The 17,011-nt window shown below is 43.6% G+C and carries 12 protein-coding genes; 7 read left to right on the top strand and 5 right to left on the bottom strand.

Annotation, left to right across the window (positions count from 1 at the left end):
• Positions 1-39: 39 nt before the first annotated feature.
• A complete protein-coding gene (locus J3A84_RS07440; RefSeq protein ID WP_207599386.1) occupies positions 40-279 on the top strand; it encodes a sulfatase-like hydrolase/transferase in 240 nt (79 codons plus the stop codon).
• Between the two features lie 62 nt (positions 280-341).
• Complete coding sequence (locus J3A84_RS15510) at positions 342-695, top strand: SPASM domain-containing protein (RefSeq protein ID WP_425350739.1); 354 nt, start codon at positions 342-344, stop codon at positions 693-695.
• Positions 696-1,115: 420 nt separating this feature from the next.
• Here J3A84_RS15510 and J3A84_RS07450 read toward each other — a convergent pair whose 3' ends face one another.
• The gene (locus J3A84_RS07450; protein ID WP_207599388.1) at positions 1,116-1,724 is read right to left on the bottom strand and encodes a TetR/AcrR family transcriptional regulator; all 609 of its coding nucleotides are present in this window, start codon (positions 1,722-1,724) and stop codon (positions 1,116-1,118) included.
• Positions 1,725-1,968: 244 nt separating this feature from the next.
• Here J3A84_RS07450 and J3A84_RS07455 point away from each other — a divergent pair, with 244 nt between their 5' ends.
• The 5 genes from J3A84_RS07455 to J3A84_RS07475 all read left to right on the top strand — a co-directional run bounded on the left by J3A84_RS07455 (position 1,969) and on the right by J3A84_RS07475 (position 12,044).
• Complete coding sequence (locus tag J3A84_RS07455; protein WP_207599389.1) at positions 1,969-3,717, top strand: FAD-dependent oxidoreductase; 1,749 nt, start codon at positions 1,969-1,971, stop codon at positions 3,715-3,717.
• A gap of 560 nt (positions 3,718-4,277) precedes the next feature.
• Positions 4,278-5,321: a Wadjet anti-phage system protein JetD domain-containing protein gene (locus J3A84_RS07460; protein ID WP_207599390.1), complete on the top strand. Its 1,044-nt coding sequence runs from the start codon at positions 4,278-4,280 to the stop codon at positions 5,319-5,321.
• Positions 5,314-6,933: a hypothetical protein gene (locus tag J3A84_RS07465; protein ID WP_207599391.1), complete on the top strand. Its 1,620-nt coding sequence runs from the start codon at positions 5,314-5,316 to the stop codon at positions 6,931-6,933. Before J3A84_RS07460 ends, J3A84_RS07465 begins: the two co-directional genes overlap by 8 nt.
• Positions 6,920-7,630 (top strand): DUF6063 family protein, encoded by a 711-nt coding sequence (locus J3A84_RS07470; RefSeq protein ID WP_207599392.1) that lies wholly within the window; start codon positions 6,920-6,922, stop codon positions 7,628-7,630. The genes J3A84_RS07465 and J3A84_RS07470 overlap by 14 nt, the downstream gene beginning before the upstream one ends.
• Positions 7,617-12,044 (top strand): coiled-coil domain-containing protein, encoded by a 4,428-nt coding sequence (locus J3A84_RS07475; protein ID WP_207599393.1) that lies wholly within the window; start codon positions 7,617-7,619, stop codon positions 12,042-12,044. The genes J3A84_RS07470 and J3A84_RS07475 overlap by 14 nt, the downstream gene beginning before the upstream one ends.
• Positions 12,045-12,308: 264 nt before the next feature.
• Here the strand turns inward: J3A84_RS07475 and hag are convergent, their stop codons facing one another.
• From hag to J3A84_RS07490, 4 genes are all read right to left on the bottom strand, one after another.
• Positions 12,309-13,148, bottom strand: coding sequence for a flagellin Hag (hag, locus tag J3A84_RS07480; RefSeq protein ID WP_207599394.1), 840 nt, complete (start codon positions 13,146-13,148; stop codon positions 12,309-12,311).
• 513 nt (positions 13,149-13,661) lie between these two features.
• A complete protein-coding gene (locus J3A84_RS15295) occupies positions 13,662-13,985 on the bottom strand; it encodes a hypothetical protein (protein ID WP_242694070.1) in 324 nt (107 codons plus the stop codon).
• Between the two features lie 14 nt (positions 13,986-13,999).
• The gene (locus tag J3A84_RS07485) at positions 14,000-15,022 is read right to left on the bottom strand and encodes a recombinase family protein (protein WP_242694071.1); all 1,023 of its coding nucleotides are present in this window, start codon (positions 15,020-15,022) and stop codon (positions 14,000-14,002) included.
• A 120-nt stretch (positions 15,023-15,142) separates the two neighbouring features.
• Entirely contained in the window at positions 15,143-17,008 is a 1,866-nt protein-coding gene (locus J3A84_RS07490) for a DUF2075 domain-containing protein (RefSeq protein ID WP_207599395.1), read from the bottom strand.
• Positions 17,009-17,011 lie beyond the last annotated feature (3 nt).

Below are 17,011 nucleotides of genomic sequence, written 5' to 3' on the forward strand. Positions count from 1 at the left end.
ATCAGAAATACAGTTTTATATACAGGTAAGGAGGCAAAAATGAAGAAACCGCATATCATTATATTTAATCCAGATCAGATGCGAAGTGACAGTATGGGGCATCTTGGGAATATCGCAGCAAAAACTCCGTTTTTAGACCGTTTTGCATCCGAGGAAGGTATCTCTTTCAGAAACACTTTTTGTCAGAATACGGTTTGTGTCCCCAGCCGTGCAAGTTTTACAACAGGCTTATATCCGCATGTGCACGGGCACAGAACCATGAACAGAATATACCTGTGAGTGTCAGAATGTTTGATAATCTGATCCAGATCATTCTTGGTTATTCCCCTGAGAGCTGTGATATGGCGGGGGTATGTTCTGTGAATACAGTCATAGAAGCTGATGGCTCTATGTATCCCTGTGACTTTTATGTGCTGGATCAGTGGAATCTGGGCAATATTACACAGGATGATTTTTCATCGCTGAAGAAGAAGGATCGAGCTCTTCAGTTCGTGAATGAATCCTATCCTAAAAATAAGGAGTGTGTAAGCTGCAGTTACTTGAAGCTGTGCAGATCAGGGTGCAAGCGCCATTATGTTCAAAATGGAACAATCAGTCAGAATTACTTCTGCAGTTCATACAAGGAGTATTACAGTCATGCTTATGAAAGGCTGAGAGAAATAGCACAACTCGTGAGATACTACAAAAAAATCTAAGTGTTGCACAAACCACTGGATGGAGACATTTTGATACAAGGTGACGTCTCATATTCAGGTATAATCAAGCAATCTGATGAAGAAAAGCGGTTTTCCGAAGTGAAGGAGAATCGCTTTTCAGATAGGCGTGTTTCGTATGATACAGGTTTATACTTTTCAGCACTTCCTTCAGAGCTTCAGTTCTAGCATCATTTGTTATAGCTAATTTCAATGGCTAGAAGTTGATTGAGCTGCCTACCCTTTCTATTGACAGATCTATTATTCTTAAGACCATTTTAGAAGAACAGAAAGAGACCCTTCCAATCTCATGTTTACTAGAGATATCGGATGGGTCTCTTTTCAAATGATTTTATAGCAGTGTGATGGTTTCTCGATTGGAAGGGAATATAAAGTGAGTGAGTATGTTGGACCCGTAATAAACTACCTCATGGCATTCAAATGCTTAGGCAGATCCCCAATCATTTTTATTACAACATCAATATACCCACTGCGCCTGTCCTGATCCAGTAAATAGTGATCGGTTTTATCTTCAGCGACGATTCTCTCCAGTGGATGGACAATACTTGCAATTAGAATCGTGTGTGGCACTTCAATGTCTTCAGGACTAAGTTTAAAAGCTCTTGCGAGAACCTGATCCAGAAGCTGATTCATGTTCTCTGTCACACGAACAATTTCTTTAAATAATGAATCCGGGTTCTTTGCTATCCGGGCTTCCTTCGAGAGGATGGTGATCCCTGGGAACCGGATGCAGTAGTCCATGACACGTTCTGAGAAAGCTTTCAGCTTTTCCATGTCAGTGAGTGTGTCATCTTCTAGAGGCTCGATGGTGGACTCTACATTTTCGATATAGAACTCTTTCGTTTTGTTGATGAGCTCTTCTTTGGAGCGAAAGTAGTAATTGATGGAAGCCACGTTCACATCAGCTTCTTTTGCGATGGCACGTACAGGCACGCTTAAGGTGCCTGTTTTTCCAATAAGGTACAAGGTTCTATCTAGTATTTTTTCTTCTACACTGTTGAGTTCTCTCATGGCGGCTCCTTTGAAAGTTCTTGTTTTGTTATTAGTATAGCATGATTTTCTTCAGTATATTTGAAAGGTCTTCTTCAGTACTTAAAAATAGCATTTAAATATCGATTAAGGGTAGAATAAAGCAGATGTTCCATTGAATACGAGATAGAAATAAAAATAATTAAACAAAACGTTTAAAACATATTGATTAAAGCAATAAAATCTAGTACAATTTGTTTGTGAAATAACGAACCAGGAGGGAATTATGAAGAAACTGATTGTACTACTACTTACCATGATGATGCTTGTGAGTGCCGGCTGTGGCGCAAAGAACGAAGCCCCAGAGGAAACGCCAGGCACCGCCGCTGAAAGCCTCTTTACAGAAGGAACCTTTGAAGGAACTGGAAAAGGTCACAATGGAGAAATCAAAGTTGCCGTCACCTTCACCACAGACCGTATTGAGAAGATCGAGGTGCTGGACCATAAAGAATCTCTAGGGATTTTCGAAGCGCCTGTGGACAAGATTCCAAAAGAAGTTCTCGAAGAGCAGAGCCTGACGGCTGACCTTGTGGCTGGAGCGACCGTAACGTCCGAAGGTCTACTCGAAGCCATCGAGAATGCCTGCATTGCGGCAGGAGCAGATATCGAATCCCTGAAGAAAGCGGAAGCAGGCCAGGAAACAGAAGGCGAAGTCGTTACGCATGAAACGGACATCGTTGTTGTGGGTGCAGGCATCGCAGGACTATCTGCTGCCATGGAGGCTGTAGAGCTGGGCGCGAAAGTAATACTGGTGGAAAAGATGCCTATTGTTGGTGGAAGCACCACGAGATCCGGTGGAAAGATTCTTGCTGCTGGAACGGACATCCAGAAGGCCCATGGGATTGAGGACAGCGCAGAAGCCTTTGGTGATTTCCTCATGGAGGTCGGAGAGAATCAGGTGGATGAGGACTATGTGAGACTCATTGCAGAAAAGTCCAATGAAAACCTGGAATGGCTGATCGAGCATGGCGTTGAGTTCGCTGATGACATCGAGCCTCTGCATTCCACCATCAGTCCTGCCAGAGGACACTATACAGCAAACCTATCCGGTGCAGGCATGATCACCCCTCTGGAAGAAGAATTTCTTGCAGCAGGTGGAACCATTTTGTATGAAACTCCAGCGGTAGAGCTTCTGACCGAAGGAGACAAGGTCATCGGTATTAAAGCGACCAATCCTGACAAGGATGACATTACAATAAAAGCGGAGTCAGTCATTCTGGCTACTGGCGGATTCAATCACAATGAAGAAATGATGGAGACCTACATTCCTTTCCTGAAAAACTATACCAGCAATGTAGGCCTGGGGAATTCCGGTGACGGTATCACCATGGCCAAGGCTGTAGGTGCAAAGCTTCTGATGAGAGAAGCTGGCATCAATCTGACCGTAAATGGTGGAACCTACTATGGGTATGGTGAAGAATTCAAGGGCCTCTTTGTGAATCCTGAAGGAGAACGTTTCATGGATGAATCTGTCTTCCACTTCACAAGAACCAGAATTCTCATGGATCATGGCATCAATGAGATGTACGCCATTACAACTGAGTACAATGACCGCATCGGGAAATCCATGGAAATGGGACTTGCGTTTGAGGCAGACTCTGTGGAAGCGTTAAGTGAACTCATCGGTGCTGAGAAGCTCAGCGAGACCGTAACCAGATACAATGAACTGGCAGAAGCTGGAGAGGATGCGGACTTCGGCAAGGATGCATCCTTCATGAAACCTGTTGAAGGAGAGAAATACTACGCGCTGTATATGGGCATGAGCAGTTCAGGTACCTTCGGCGGTATCGATACAGACCTTCAGGGACGAGTCTACAGCGAAGACGGGTCCATCATCGAAGGACTCTATGCAGCGGGAGAGACTGCATCAGGACGTGTTCTGTACAAGGAATACCCAGGTTCTGGTACTGCCATCATGTGCTTCCTGACCTTTGGCCGTGAGGCTGGACGTCATGCAGCAGAAGCATTGAAATAAACTTAAACTTAAAAAGAGGAACATCGTATTTGAAGATGTTCCTCTTTTTGAGTTCAGCAATAGATGAGATGCAACACGCTGACAATGGATGCTGTCCAACATCCGACCCAGTGCCAGAATGGAATGTTTGCAGTAGGCGAGTCAGATGCTCATGTGGTTATATTTGTAATGGATAGTATAATCTATCTTCGCTCTACATAAATGACAGTATAGAAACCTATGAGAACACTCGAAACACTCGCGAGTGTTTACGTGTGTTTATAACTGATACGATTAATCAGATGAAGTTCATCTCACAAATTATAGAACATTCAGAGCAGTAAACTGAGAAAAGTCGTCATCCAATTGCCACATCCATAGACAGAAGAGATATGATGGTTGGATCTGGATGAGAACATCATAATAAGCCTAGATCAATCGATTCGTTAGCAGGAATCTGTTTCTCTAAATGAAAATACTTTAAGCTATGAATTCATTCATTTATATGTTTTGATTTGATCACAGCTATATTTGTGAATATTTTGATATAATGAAAGAGAATTAGTATTTCGGAGGATAATATGAAAGTAAGGAAGTATATTGAAAAGTTTCCGAAAAAGATCATAGGTGCTGCAGAGCTCATGGAGAAGATCATTTTACCCTATGGCCTTCTTGCGGATGAGGTGACCCAGCTGGTCTCAGAAGGTCTACTTGAACCTGTAAAATCATCTGGACTCAATGGCAGAAGACCAGTGCTATATAACAGGTATCGCATTGTAAGAAATGAGAAAGACTATTCCGATGTCTATGGACAGATCCGTCTGCTGCATGGGAAATTCGACCATCAGTACTATCTGGATCATCCGGAAAGCTATCGGGAACAGGAGGAGGACATCAGAGCGCTCAGTGACTTCCTATGGCATAGAGCAAAAGAGCTGGAGACGCCCATGTCCATCAATGAAAGGTCCTTCTCCATCTTCGGGAAAGAGAAGCTTCTGAAATCCGTGGAGAAGAAGTTCAGCAGTTGTTTTCATCTTCGAGATTTCATCTGGGAGGATCTGAACATCTATGCCACGCCTGAGCCCTTTTTCGAGTACATCCATCCGAATATTCCTGAAGGAGACATATTGGTTGTGGAGAATAAGGATACCTGGTACACGCTGCGAAAGATCATGCGTGAAGAGGACAAGGTGCGTCTCTTCGGTAATGATTTCAAGGTGCTTCTGTATGGAGAAGGGAAGAAGATTACCAGGCAGTCCGGAAGACTGCGGGAATACAGTGAAGAGGTGCTGGGAGAAGGCGATCACAGATATTATTATTTCGGCGACCTGGACTATGAGGGGATCTCCATCTTTCAGGAAGCGAAACAGAAGAATCCGGAAATCCAGATGTCGCTACTTACACCAGCCTATGAACTGATGCTTTCGCTCGGTGAGAACATGAAGTATCCAATGACCAGAGATCACAGAATGCCAAGAGCAGATCTAACTGCTTTTCTTGCTCTCTTTTCAGAAGACCATCAGAAGAAGATACTGGACATTCTGGAAGGGGGGTACTATATACCTCAGGAAATACTGAACTATTCGACGTTTAAGTCACATATGAAAGGAAACAGCCATGTATGAATTTCTGGAAGGATTCCACAGGCGGATGCAGCTCATCGGTGTGGTGGATGCCCTGATCAATCGAAGAAATAAGAAATCTGAATTGGAATCGCCCGTCGGAGACAGGCAGTTTGAAAACCTGATCTTTTCGGTCCTCGTCTTCATCATGGAAAAAACCCTCACAGAGGAAGAAGAGTGCACCATGAAGGCTATTGCCGCATTTGTCGAGCAGCTGATGATAGAGGAGTATCAGTATCCCAGTCCCACGGAAATGGCTCTTCCGATCAGTGAATACATCGTGAAGACCATTCTGCAGTTTGATGGGAAAAACACCTATTATCCGGTGATGAATTATGAGACAAAGGAATGGACGGAGCTTAGAATTAAGCTTCTGGATGAAAAGGTGGAAGACCGTCCAGGAGGATATGTCAGCATCTATTCCCTGACGGATCAGGGGTACGACTTTCTTTTTAGAACCAAGGAAGTGGATAATGAAATCAGCTTCTCTGTGGAGGAGTTCAAGCTTCGAGAACTAATCAAGCGCAAGAACTACAAGAAGGCCCTTCAGCAGAGCAATAATCTGGTGCAGATGGTCAGACAGAAGAAAAGGGATCTGGAGCAGTTCATTCAGACCGCCAAGGGAAACATTCTGGAGCTGGATCTGTCAAAGTTTGATGAGCTTATCAACAGCACCTATAAGCTTCTCCGGGATGAATACGAAATGCTTGGGGAAATATTAGGGATGGTGAGAAAGTCCGAAGAAAGGCTGAAGATGGAATATAGCCTCCGGGGAGAGCTGACGGAGGATTTGAAAAAGGCGCAGATGGAGCTCGGTAAAATCAATCAGAACCTGGCTTCCGCCAGGAAAGAGCAGATGAATCTCATCAATGAGAGAGAAGGGTCCTATCAGATCCTGAAATCCACACTGGCGGAAAGCTTTCAGTACACCCGTCAGAAGCGCTATGACTTTGAAGCGGAGATACTTCGGCGAATGGAAACTGCTGGAGAAGAATCCGTGAAGAACCTCTGGCGACTCTTCAATCCTCTTTTCCACGTGGAGCCGGTGCGTCATCTGCCCATCAGTCTATTCTATCAGCGCCAAGGAAAACTGATAGACCAGGACGAGGCACCTGAAGCGGGATTTCTTATGGATGAGCTTCAGGAAGATCTGGAAAAGACACAGAATGAGAAGACTAACCTCTGCTACTTGAAGATCATGAAGAGCATTGCTGAAATCGCCATGGAGAAGGGCGGTGAGACAGATTTCAGAACCCTCTGCCAGGAACTGAAGAAGGAAGAAGAAACCTGGGCGCGTCTCATAGAAGGGAATCTTCTCTTCATCACCATGCTCAAGCTCTATGAGCTGGAGAAACTGGATGTGGAAGCCTGGAGGCGGTCTAAAAGCACTTTTCTCGGGAATCCCACCAGTGAGTTCAATATTGATGCACTCCTCTATCAGCTGAACCAGGGTGGATTCGGTTATGAGCAGGTCAATGAGATCCATTTCTCTAAGATTGAAGGAGAAAGCTTTGAGGTGATTCTGGAAGAACAAAGAGAAAGCATGCTCATCCGAAATAAGATTGAGCTGGACAACATACGAATAAAGGTGGTGAAAAGTCTTGGAGAATATTAGAACAGCCTCTCAGATTCTTCGGGTGATGATGGAAGAAGGAAAACTGGAAAGAACAGGGAATAAGGACCTGTTCATGAGCTACATCAGTGAATCCGGCGTTCAGGAGGTTCTCCACGCCATGACGGAGGAACTGGATGCACAGGTGCTTCGCATAAACAATATCCTCTATCTGATCCCTTCCACGGAGAATCAGCTTCTGGGGTTTCGGAACAAGGATGTAAGGGACTGGCTTGGAAGCAATGTGAGGCAGGCGGATGCCTTTCTTGCCTACTACATCGTTGCGGTGATCTTCAATCTCTTTTATGGCGGGAAAAACCGTGATCCCAAACAGAGAGAGTTTCTATCCCTGGTGTCCATCATGGAGGAGATGGATAGAAGAACCAGAGATTGCCTAGAGCATCCTGAAAAGACGGAAGAGCTGGAGCAGGAATACAACATGAACTTCATGAACATCGCCCAGAACTGGGACATCAAGAAAGGGTATGAGGAAGGAAGCAGACTGACCACGAAGATGGGATTTCTTCTGAGAGTCATGAGGCTTCTCCAGCAGGAAGGACTTCTTCGCATTTCAGAAAATGAGAAGGAAATACGTACAACGAACAAGCTGGACGATCTCATGCTGCACTATTACCTGAACGATGACCGCGTAGAAGAGATTCAGAAGATTTTCAAGGAGGAGCACCATGCCGAAAATTAATCGGATCCGTATCATTAATTTTTCCTACAATGGCGATAAAAGACTGATTCTGGATGAACAGTTCAATTTCCATCAGGGTGAAAATGCGCTGATGAGTCTCAAGAACGGGGGAGGGAAAAGTGTCCTGGTTCAGGCCATCATGCAGCCGATTCTTCCTGCTCAGACTCTCCAGAAGAGAAAAATCAGCGACTTTTTCGTAAAGAAGAGGCTGCCGTCCTATATCCTAATCGAGTGGAAACTGGATGGTGATGGAGGGTATCTTACCACAGGTATCTGTATGGAAAACAAGGAAAGACATCTTCAGGATCAGGAAGAACAGGGAAACTATGTGAGGTACTTCACCTTTACCACCAGTTACAGAAGACCGGACACCTTTGACATCCTGAGAATTCCGCTGGTGGAAAAATCGGACAACAGAGTGATCATAAGGACCTTTAAGGAGTCCTATGATCTGCTCCAGGCGGAGCGCAGGGAACGCCCGAATGTGGTTTCGGCATTTCCTGAGCACGAGAAGAAAGCTTATCAGGCGCATCTTCTCAGCTTCAACATCAACAGCGATGAATGGAAAACCATAATGGTACCCATAAACTCTGAAGAAGGCGGCATCATAAAGATTTTCGAAAAGTGCAAGACTTCCAGGCAGCTCATGAGAGACTGGATCTTGAAGACTGTGGACAAAGTGCTTTTTGATGACACAAGAGAATCCCAGAGTCTTCATGAAATGATGGGGAATCTGGCTCAAACCATGATCGACAACGAAGAATACATGGTGGAAAGAGACCTTCTGAAAGGTTTTTCGGACAATCTCAGAAAAATCAGCGATGAGGTGCGAAAGGTCGCTTCCACCTATGGAGATCAGGTGGAGGTGGAAGAAAAGCTTCTTTCTCTGGACCGGTATCTGGAAGAGGAGATTCTGAGGATATCCGAGTCCATTGAAGAAGATCTTGTGAAACTGGACCTTAAGGAAAGAGAGAAGTCGCGTATCAGTCAGGAGAAAATCTCCCATGATTACTATGAAGCTGAAAACAGGTATGAGAAGAGCAGAAAGAGGGCAGAGGAGCTGAAGAAGGTTTTTGAGGAGCTGAGCGCAGAGAAGGAACGTCTTCTTCACACCATGGCTGTGATGGATGCGGCAGAGATTCATGAAGAACTTCTTGAGATGGAGACAAAGCTCGCGGGTGTAGAAACGGAGCTGAGAAGACTGGAGGACCAGTCTGAGGATCAGATGATGATCGAAAGGCTGTCCTACTCTATTAAGCTTGCCTATGAGGCTGAACTGAGAAATCTCAGGCAGAAGCTTGAGAGTAAAAGGGTCCAGGCAGAATCACTTAAAGAAGAACAGCAGAAACTGAAAGAGAAGATAAACCAGAAGGATGAAGAGCGGAGTACACTCAAGGAAAAAGTGTTTTCTCTCAAAAATCGAATAGAACAGTATCAGAAGAAAGAGGAGAACCTTTCTGCAAGGATCCGCATGGTCTTCCAGAGGAATCTCATGGGTGGACTGGATCTGAAAGAAACGGGCAGAATGGAAAAGCATCTCGAAAAGCTTATGAAGGACGCCATAGGAGAGATAGAAAGACTGGATGCTGAGATCGCCAATCGGAATGAGGAAGAGGAAGCCATACAGAGATCTATTCCTGAAATCACGGAAGAGAAAGGGATAACAAGACTCCAACACAAGAAGAAGGAGGAGGAAATCGAGACCTTCCTCAAGAAAGAGGAAATCTTTATCCGTTGCCTTGAAAAGTACAATTTGAATAGTGTGAAGCGATTTGATCAGCAATATGTAGCGTTGGAATTCCAGAAACTCCTCCTGTCCGATCAGGAGAAGCTGGATGGACATAAGGAGGAAATCAGAAGTCTTAGAAAACGTGAATCCGCTATGAAGAACAATATTCTCCATGTATCCAATGAGTATTGGGATTTTCTCATGAACAGCGGCATCATCTTCGAGACGGGAGAGTCTTATCTTCAGAGGCAGACCGCTGAAATCAGAGAAAAACTGATGCAGTCACTGCCGCTGCTCCCCTATGCATTTCTTATGACGGAAGAGGAGCTTCTGAAAGTGAAGAATCATCGTCCTCTGAGACCGCTTCTGCAGCCCATACCCGTGATGCTGTATCAGTCTCTGGAAAGTGACGGTGAAAACGGAGAAGTATCCATCGATCTTGGAAAAGGCATGAGTATTTTCTGCTATCCGGATCGGAAACTTTTTGAAAGTGATGGAATCGAGTCCTATAAAAAGGATCTGATGCTGAGGCTGGAAAGCGAAGAAGCCAGCAGAAAGCATTATGAGGAGCTTCTGAAGAGCATAAGAGCAGATGAGTCCATAGCGACAAACTTCGGGTATACGGAAAACTGGCTCAAGGAAGCAAGGCTTGAAGAAGAGGCGTTATCCGAAAAGCTGAGGAAGCTGATAGAGAAGGAAGAGGAGCTTCGGGTCAGGTTGAGAAATCTGAAGATAGAGCGTAGGGACCTGATGGAAAAACGAACCCTAGAAGAGAAAAACAGGGAACATCAGGAAAGAAATCTGGAGGATTTCAGACTGCACCTTTCCGAGAATGAAGAGTATGAACGTGGTTTCAGGGAGAAGAGCAGCAGAGAGGATGAGCTGAAAGAGCTGGAAAGATACATGGAAGTGTTAAGAAGACAGCTTGAGAAAGTGGAAAGCGATGTTATCAGTGAGCGTAACGAAGTCTATAAAATGGAACTGGTAGAGGAAGCAAAAGCCAGTGAGGCCAGAGTCTATGAATCTTTCGAAGAGAGACCCCTTGTGGAAGGGACTCTTTCATCGCTTCTGGTACAGCTTAAGAAATACAAAGATACGCTGGATGGTAATGTTCTCAGGCTCACCAGCGAGAAAGAGGAACTGCATAAAAGACTGGATAAGGCCAGAGGGAAGCTTAAGGATACAGGAATAACTGAAGAGGAGTACAAGGGGAAGTCATTTAGTCTATCGGAAAAGGCGAGGATAAAGGAGAATCTGGAGAACCTGAAGCCAAAGTTCACTTCAAGTAAGAAAGAACTCGAAGAAGCCAGTCTAGAGGCTGCCCGCAGATCAGGAATACTTGAAGGTAAGTTAATTGAGCTACAGAAAATGATGCCGGAACCACTGGATAAGGAAGAAATTCGTGGACATTATGTGGAAAGAACCGCTGCGTGTGAAACAGCAATCAGAATCATCAGAGTGAAAGTGAAAGATTCAAACGGCAGAATCGATGAATACAGAAGACTGCGAGACCGGATAAAACTCATTATGCCTGATAGGAACCGTGCGGAAGCAATAAAGAAATGGATTCCGGAGAAAAATGCCAGTGAGAGCTTTGAAGAGCTGGGAAGACGACTAAGCCAGCTGAAGAAGCTTATGAGTGAGCAGAGAAGTGAAGTGCAGTCAGTATATCAGAATCTGAATTACCAGTATCAGGGGAAGAACCATAATTTGAGTTCTATACTAGAAGCGTTTCAGAAAATGCATAGTCAGGCAGAAAAAGATTATGAGAAGTACTACTATCTGTATGAGCATACGGAAAATCATCTGGAAAGTCTCAATCAGCTGATTCATATGAACGAGCTGCAGCTTGAGAAGATGGAGGATAATTTCAGAGATATGGTCATCCAGAGCTATAACATGGCAAGAGAAATCTATGACCACGTGAACAGAGTGGCCGATGATTCCAGCATCATGCTGGAGGGGCGCACTAGAAAGGTGAAGATGATAGAAATCCTTCTGAAGGAGCTGGCCCCACAGGAGAAGGGCTTTGAGGCCATGAGGCAGTACATCAGAGAGAGAGCCGATGAAGTGAAGCAGCAGTTGAAGAGCGGCAAGACGAAGAAGGACCTGAGAGATATGATTGCGAAATTCATGTCCAGCGAGGAGCTGCTTAATGTGGTGTCTGACTTGTCAGATCTCAGAATCAAGGCGTTCAAGATCGATGTCAATGCAAAGCACAGTCAGGCGAAGGACTGGGAGAAGGTCATGAGGGAAAACTCCGGGGGAGAGCGGTTCGTATCTTTCTTTGCCGTCATGGTGGCCCTTATGTCCTATTCCAGAAACAGCCAGAAGCTGATTCAGGAGTACCATAAGATCAAGGACACGAAAGTGCTGCTTATGGACAATCCTTTCGGTCCCATTTCATCAGAGCATCTCCTGAAGCCTCTGTTTGAGATTGCGAATAAGTATGATACACAGCTGATCTGTCTCACGGATCTGAAGCAGAACTCCATCATGAATCAGTTCAAGGTGATCTTCATGCTGAAGATCATGGGCAATACCACAGGAACCATGGAATATCTGACGGTGGAGGAGGAAACTTCTTCAGACTATCAGGATGAAGTGAATGAGAATCTTGAAATGGTTAATTATCACTTCAAAGAGATGGAGCAAATTAGTCTTCTGGATGGGATCGCGGAGTAGTTATGAGGGGTTTCACGTATAGATTGTATGGATTTTTTTCAATAATCAGATGACTGATGAAACGTGGCTTACCGTTTACCATTAAGCCACTAAGTGTTCAAGGCACTACTTGTGATACGGTTCACCGTAACTAAGTTAAGTGCGGTTTCCTATAAATGAGTAAGAGAGCTTAATGATTGGATATTAATGGTGCAGAAAGAAAGTAGAAAATAGGAGCAAGAAAAAAGGTAGGCAGTATGACACTGTCTACCTTTAGTATTTTGCTTAGCCGAGTAACTGAAGTACTCCCTGTGGCATCTGGTTAGCCTGAGCTAGCATTGCTGTGGATGCCTGGTTCAGAATGTTGTTCTTTGTGAACTCCATCATTTCCTTAGCCATATCTACGTCTCTGATTCTTGATTCAGCAGCTGAAAGGTTCTCAGAAGTAGTTGTCAGGTTATTGATGGTGTGGTCCAGTCTATTCTGTGTGGCACCAAGCTTTGAACGTTCACTAGAAACTGTTCCAATAGCTGTGTCAATCGCTGTCAGAGCTGCGTCAAAGTCAGCTGATGCAGTTGAAATATCAAGACCTACTGTATCAGTTTCATTTGCTCCCGTACCTACTGCAAGAGTAGTTGCGTCCATAGCTCCAATAGCTAAAGACATGCTCTGTCCTGCGTTAGCGCCAATCTGAAGAGAAACCGATGCTGTTCCATCAAGAAGAGCTTTACCATTAAACTGAGTGGTGGTTGCAACTCTGGTGATTTCTTTTGCCAGCTGGTCGAATTCATCCTGGATGTTCAGTCTATCTTCATCAGTGTTTGTGTCATTCGCTGACTGAACGGTCAGCTCTCTCATTCTCTGAAGAATGGAGTGAGTCTCATTCAGTCCGCCTTCTGCGGTCTGAATCAGTGAAATGCCATCCTGAGCATTTCTAGTTGCCTGGTTCAGTCCACCAATCTGTCCTCTCATCTTCTCTGAGATTGCCAGACCTGCAGCGTCATCACCAGCTCTGTTGATTCTTAGACCTGATGAAAGTTTTTCAAGAGACTTTGCCTGTGCACCCTGTGCTGATGTCAGTCTTGAGTAAGTATTCATTGCAGCGATGTTGTTGTTAATTCTCATTATTTTTCCTCCTTGAATGTTGAGTGTGAACTTCCGTGTTCACATAATTTTATAACAAGCCTATGATCATCTCGGCTTATTACCATAAGTAAGCGTCCTTTTTTCTTAAGTATCTCCTTGGACGATTGGAGATATTTGTATCATCGATGGATCATCTTGATCCATCGGTCTTATGCTTGATAACCTTAACTATGAGATCAGCATAAGAACAAGTCAATTTAGGGATTCTTACCAATATAATTTGATGCAGTATCTCTTTCTTGGCTATGTTATCTGTATCGTCATCTGTAAAGAAAGTTTAAGAGTAAATTAGAAAAGAATTACAAAATTTTATGGAAGTAGATTATGATACTCTCTGAGTTGTTTGAGAAAAGGCAGTTCAGATGGAAGGAAAATGGATTGAGTTTTGGATTTTGGCAAGTGCTACCTGAGAACTATGGAGAAGCTTATCATCACCTCCAACCAAGTAAATCAAAAAAAGAGAAGGGCACTTAAACTCTTCTCTTCCCGATTCTAAATAGAAAACCTGATATCCTCCCTTTGAGGTATGTGTAAATCAGGGGAAGGAGAAAGAGGAGCATCACTCGCGGATACTCCTCTTTCAGTCTTCAGGTAATTGGTGAGATGGTCCGTCAGCTTGATGTTGATGCTGTCCACCTCTCTTTTTTCATTGATGGTGATTTCTGAGATGATCATATGGAGAAGCCTCTTCTGCTTTTGCCTCGTCATATATATGGTCATGATGTCACTGAACTTCTGTAAGGTGTTTTTCACCAGCTCATAGGATACTTCATTGACCTTCTCTTGGTTCAGGATGATCTCCTGTTTATTTCTCATGTTGTGTAAGTTGTTTATTCTCTCATTGAGCTCATCATTTCGTTTTCTGAAATCCTCTTGGCTGATGATGTCATTTTCGTTGCATCAAACAGCTTGGTCTTTCTTCTTTCCAGCTGCTGGAGATATTTAGAAATCTGTTCCAAGATCTTCTTGGCAGGATTGATTTTGTCATTTCTGTCCGTATTGAGCTTTGTCACGATGCTCTTCACCATTTTCTCAGAGGAGATCAGTTCTGTGATTCTGGAGAACACATACTCATTGGCCTTATCTACTCGGATGGTGTTACTGTGACATACACTGGTGCCTTTATTCTTCCAGTTACCACAAGCATAGTAGACAAGCCTGCGTTTTGTCCCATCTTTCAGGGTATTCACAGTTCTGGCGATGACCATGCCAGAACCACATTCCGGGCACTTTAAGATTCCGGTGAGAGGATACTGACCATCGTAGATTCTAGCTGGTTTACCCTGGGAAGACTCAAAGAGTGCTTGGACCTGACTCCATGTGGTTTCATCAATGATGGGTTTATGGATACCATCCACAAGGATCGGATTCGCATTGATGTTCTTTCTTCTCTTTTCTGCCCAGTTTTGACGGATGTTATATCGAATTTTACCTACATAGAGAGGATTAAGAAGAATATCTCTCACACTGGACACAGAGAAGGAGTTTCCTTTCTTTGTCTTGAGTCCTTCTTTATTCAGCTGATTGGTGATGGATTTATAGCCGTTTCCCTGAATGAAGCTTTTGAAGATTCTCCGGATAATTTGGGCTTCCTTCTCATTGATGATGAGCTCTGTCCGCTTTTTCTTGGTGCCTTCTTCTGGAATAGGTATGAGGTCATATCCAAGGACAATACCACCACACCATTCTCCTGCTTTCGCTTTCGCATTCATACCCATCTTCACGTTCTGCGCTATGGTGCCTCGTTCAAACTCACCAATGAGGGCCATCATCTGAAACTGCATCTTTCCAGCAGGAGTACTGGTCTTAAAGGGTTCAGAGTAGGACTTGAAGGTGATATTGTTTTTCTCCAATGGTTTACTATCTGGCTTATAGTTTAGTTCTTAAAAATTAATCTGAGTTTTTGCTCAGACATTAAAAGAGCATCTTGATCTCAGCGATGGGTACTGCAATCAAGATGCTTTGAAATGACTTTAAATTTGCGTGCTAACTAATCGAGATTTTAAGTGTTCTCTTAGATTTTCATCCTGACAGAATACATAGCAACCTTTCATGCCTCTACTTAAGAGAACTCTATAGATGTTCTTAATATAGGTTGTTAGCTCAGTTGGTTTATTCTTTAATCCCTTCTTTCCTGCAGAGTCCTTATAGTCATCATAGGAACCATAAACCGTCATAGATATGGGGTCATATTTCAGATCGTTGCCGATGATGACTCCAACATAATCGAATTCAAGGCCTTGGGATGTATGAATACAGCCGATCTGGCCAGCCTTATCCGGGTCGACTGCCCAAGAATAGGAATTGTTTCTGCTGTTCCATGGCATACTGAAATTGTAGTCTTCGATGACGATGTCATCTATTTCTGCATTAGAGTTTCCTTCTTTTTCTGATGTCCAGTTCCATGCGTAACCGGCTAAAAGTCTTGCTTTAAAGCCTTCTTCAATCCTTTGATCTATAGTGTCCTTGAGGTCATTGGGATTCTCGACAAGCTTGAATTCAAAAGTTTCCTGATCCCAGCCGTCAAAATTCGCTGTATCTGAGATGCCGAGGGTATGCTCTACCCAGTTAAGAAAGCCTTCTGCTCCAGCACACCTGAACTGTGCGATCAATTCTACTTTTACTACTTCAGAACCATATTTTTCTGCAACTTCGATGATCTTTTCTACAGTGCCCTCATCATTAGGTCTGATTCTCTGAAAATCATCGATGAAGAACACATTACATCTTGAGGATCGAATCATGTCTTCCACCTGGCTCGCACCTTTGTACATATAAGTGCCTTTTCCTTTTAGTCGATGAGCTTCATCCACGATGAGCATATCGAATTCATCATCTAAAGCATTATAATATTTTCCGGAACCGGAAAATATCGCATTCAGTCTCTTCTTAGTATATTTCCTGCTTCCGCTGAGAGAAGAAATAAGTGCTTCTTTGAAGGAGGCATTCGGTGCTATAAACTGGATATTCATATCTTCATTAAGCAGCTTTACAAAAGCATTCATTGCAACAACGGACTTTCCAGTACCTGGACCACCATTAACGATGATTGTCTTTTTGCCTTCAGCATTCAGCGCATGTTCTATGATGTTTGCGTAAGCCACTTGCTGTTCATCAAGTAGGGTATATACCTGATTTCCCTGAAACATGCTAGTAATATATTCCACGAATTTCTTAGATGGTCTGATTTTTCCGTTTTCAATCTGATAGAGGATTTCTTTACCGCTGCCCTTTCCGACATACTTTTTGATGAAAGCTTCCAATCTGTTTACGTCTCTAGAGAAGAAAACAGGTGTGTCTTCTATGATTTCAGCATATTGTGAGCTAAGCAAGGGTTCAGGCTCATGTACCTGATAGTTATGCAGGTATGCACAGGAGTAGGACTGGATGTTCTTTGTGTAGACAGCTTCATTCATATCAGTAATATATTTTTTGTAGGAATAAGCCTGATAGGATGGATGAGGTACATCGCGAACCGCTCCACCTACGTAAGTTGCGACCAGTTCTTCCTTATTTGTTGCATGAGCAGATTCCCATTGTTTAAGTTCTACAATTACAAAGTTTGCTTCATCCTTTTCATTGTGTCCTGTTACAATGAAATCAATTCGCTTGCTTGTTGAAGGAATATTATACTCTACAAGTACGCCGCAATCACCAGGTATGTCTGCTTTTCTTAGGGCTGTTTCCATGAAACGGAGTGAATTGTTCCAGGATCGCTTCTCATTACTGTTGACCTTACGCCCGAATTTCTCTCGAAAGCCTTTTTCGATGTCGGAGACGATGGCATTACTATCAACAGCATTTCGGAATCCTTCCACATCATTCTTGTAGATAATCATGTA

The sequence above is a fragment of the Proteiniclasticum aestuarii genome (genome assembly GCF_017368455.1).
Lineage (GTDB): Bacteria > Bacillota > Clostridia > Clostridiales > Clostridiaceae > Proteiniclasticum > Proteiniclasticum aestuarii.

Bases quoted from the DNA above. Each gene is read 5' to 3' on its own strand.
- J3A84_RS07440 (WP_207599386.1), top strand. From the start codon at position 40: ATGAAGAAACCGCATATCATTATATTTAATCCAGATCAGATGCGAAGT.
- J3A84_RS15510 (WP_425350739.1), top strand. From the start codon at position 342: ATGGCGGGGGTATGTTCTGTGAATACAGTCATAGAAGCTGATGGCTCT.
- J3A84_RS07450 (WP_207599388.1), bottom strand. From the start codon at position 1,724: ATGAGAGAACTCAACAGTGTAGAAGAAAAAATACTAGATAGAACCTTG.
- J3A84_RS07455 (WP_207599389.1), top strand. From the start codon at position 1,969: ATGAAGAAACTGATTGTACTACTACTTACCATGATGATGCTTGTGAGT.
- J3A84_RS07460 (WP_207599390.1), top strand. From the start codon at position 4,278: ATGAAAGTAAGGAAGTATATTGAAAAGTTTCCGAAAAAGATCATAGGT.
- J3A84_RS07465 (WP_207599391.1), top strand. From the start codon at position 5,314: ATGTATGAATTTCTGGAAGGATTCCACAGGCGGATGCAGCTCATCGGT.
- J3A84_RS07475 (WP_207599393.1), top strand. From the start codon at position 7,617: ATGCCGAAAATTAATCGGATCCGTATCATTAATTTTTCCTACAATGGC.
- hag (WP_207599394.1), bottom strand. From the start codon at position 13,148: ATGAGAATTAACAACAACATCGCTGCAATGAATACTTACTCAAGACTG.
- J3A84_RS15295 (WP_242694070.1), bottom strand. From the start codon at position 13,985: ATGAGAAATAAACAGGAGATCATCCTGAACCAAGAGAAGGTCAATGAA.
- J3A84_RS07490 (WP_207599395.1), bottom strand. From the start codon at position 17,008: ATGATTATCTACAAGAATGATGTGGAAGGATTCCGAAATGCTGTTGAT.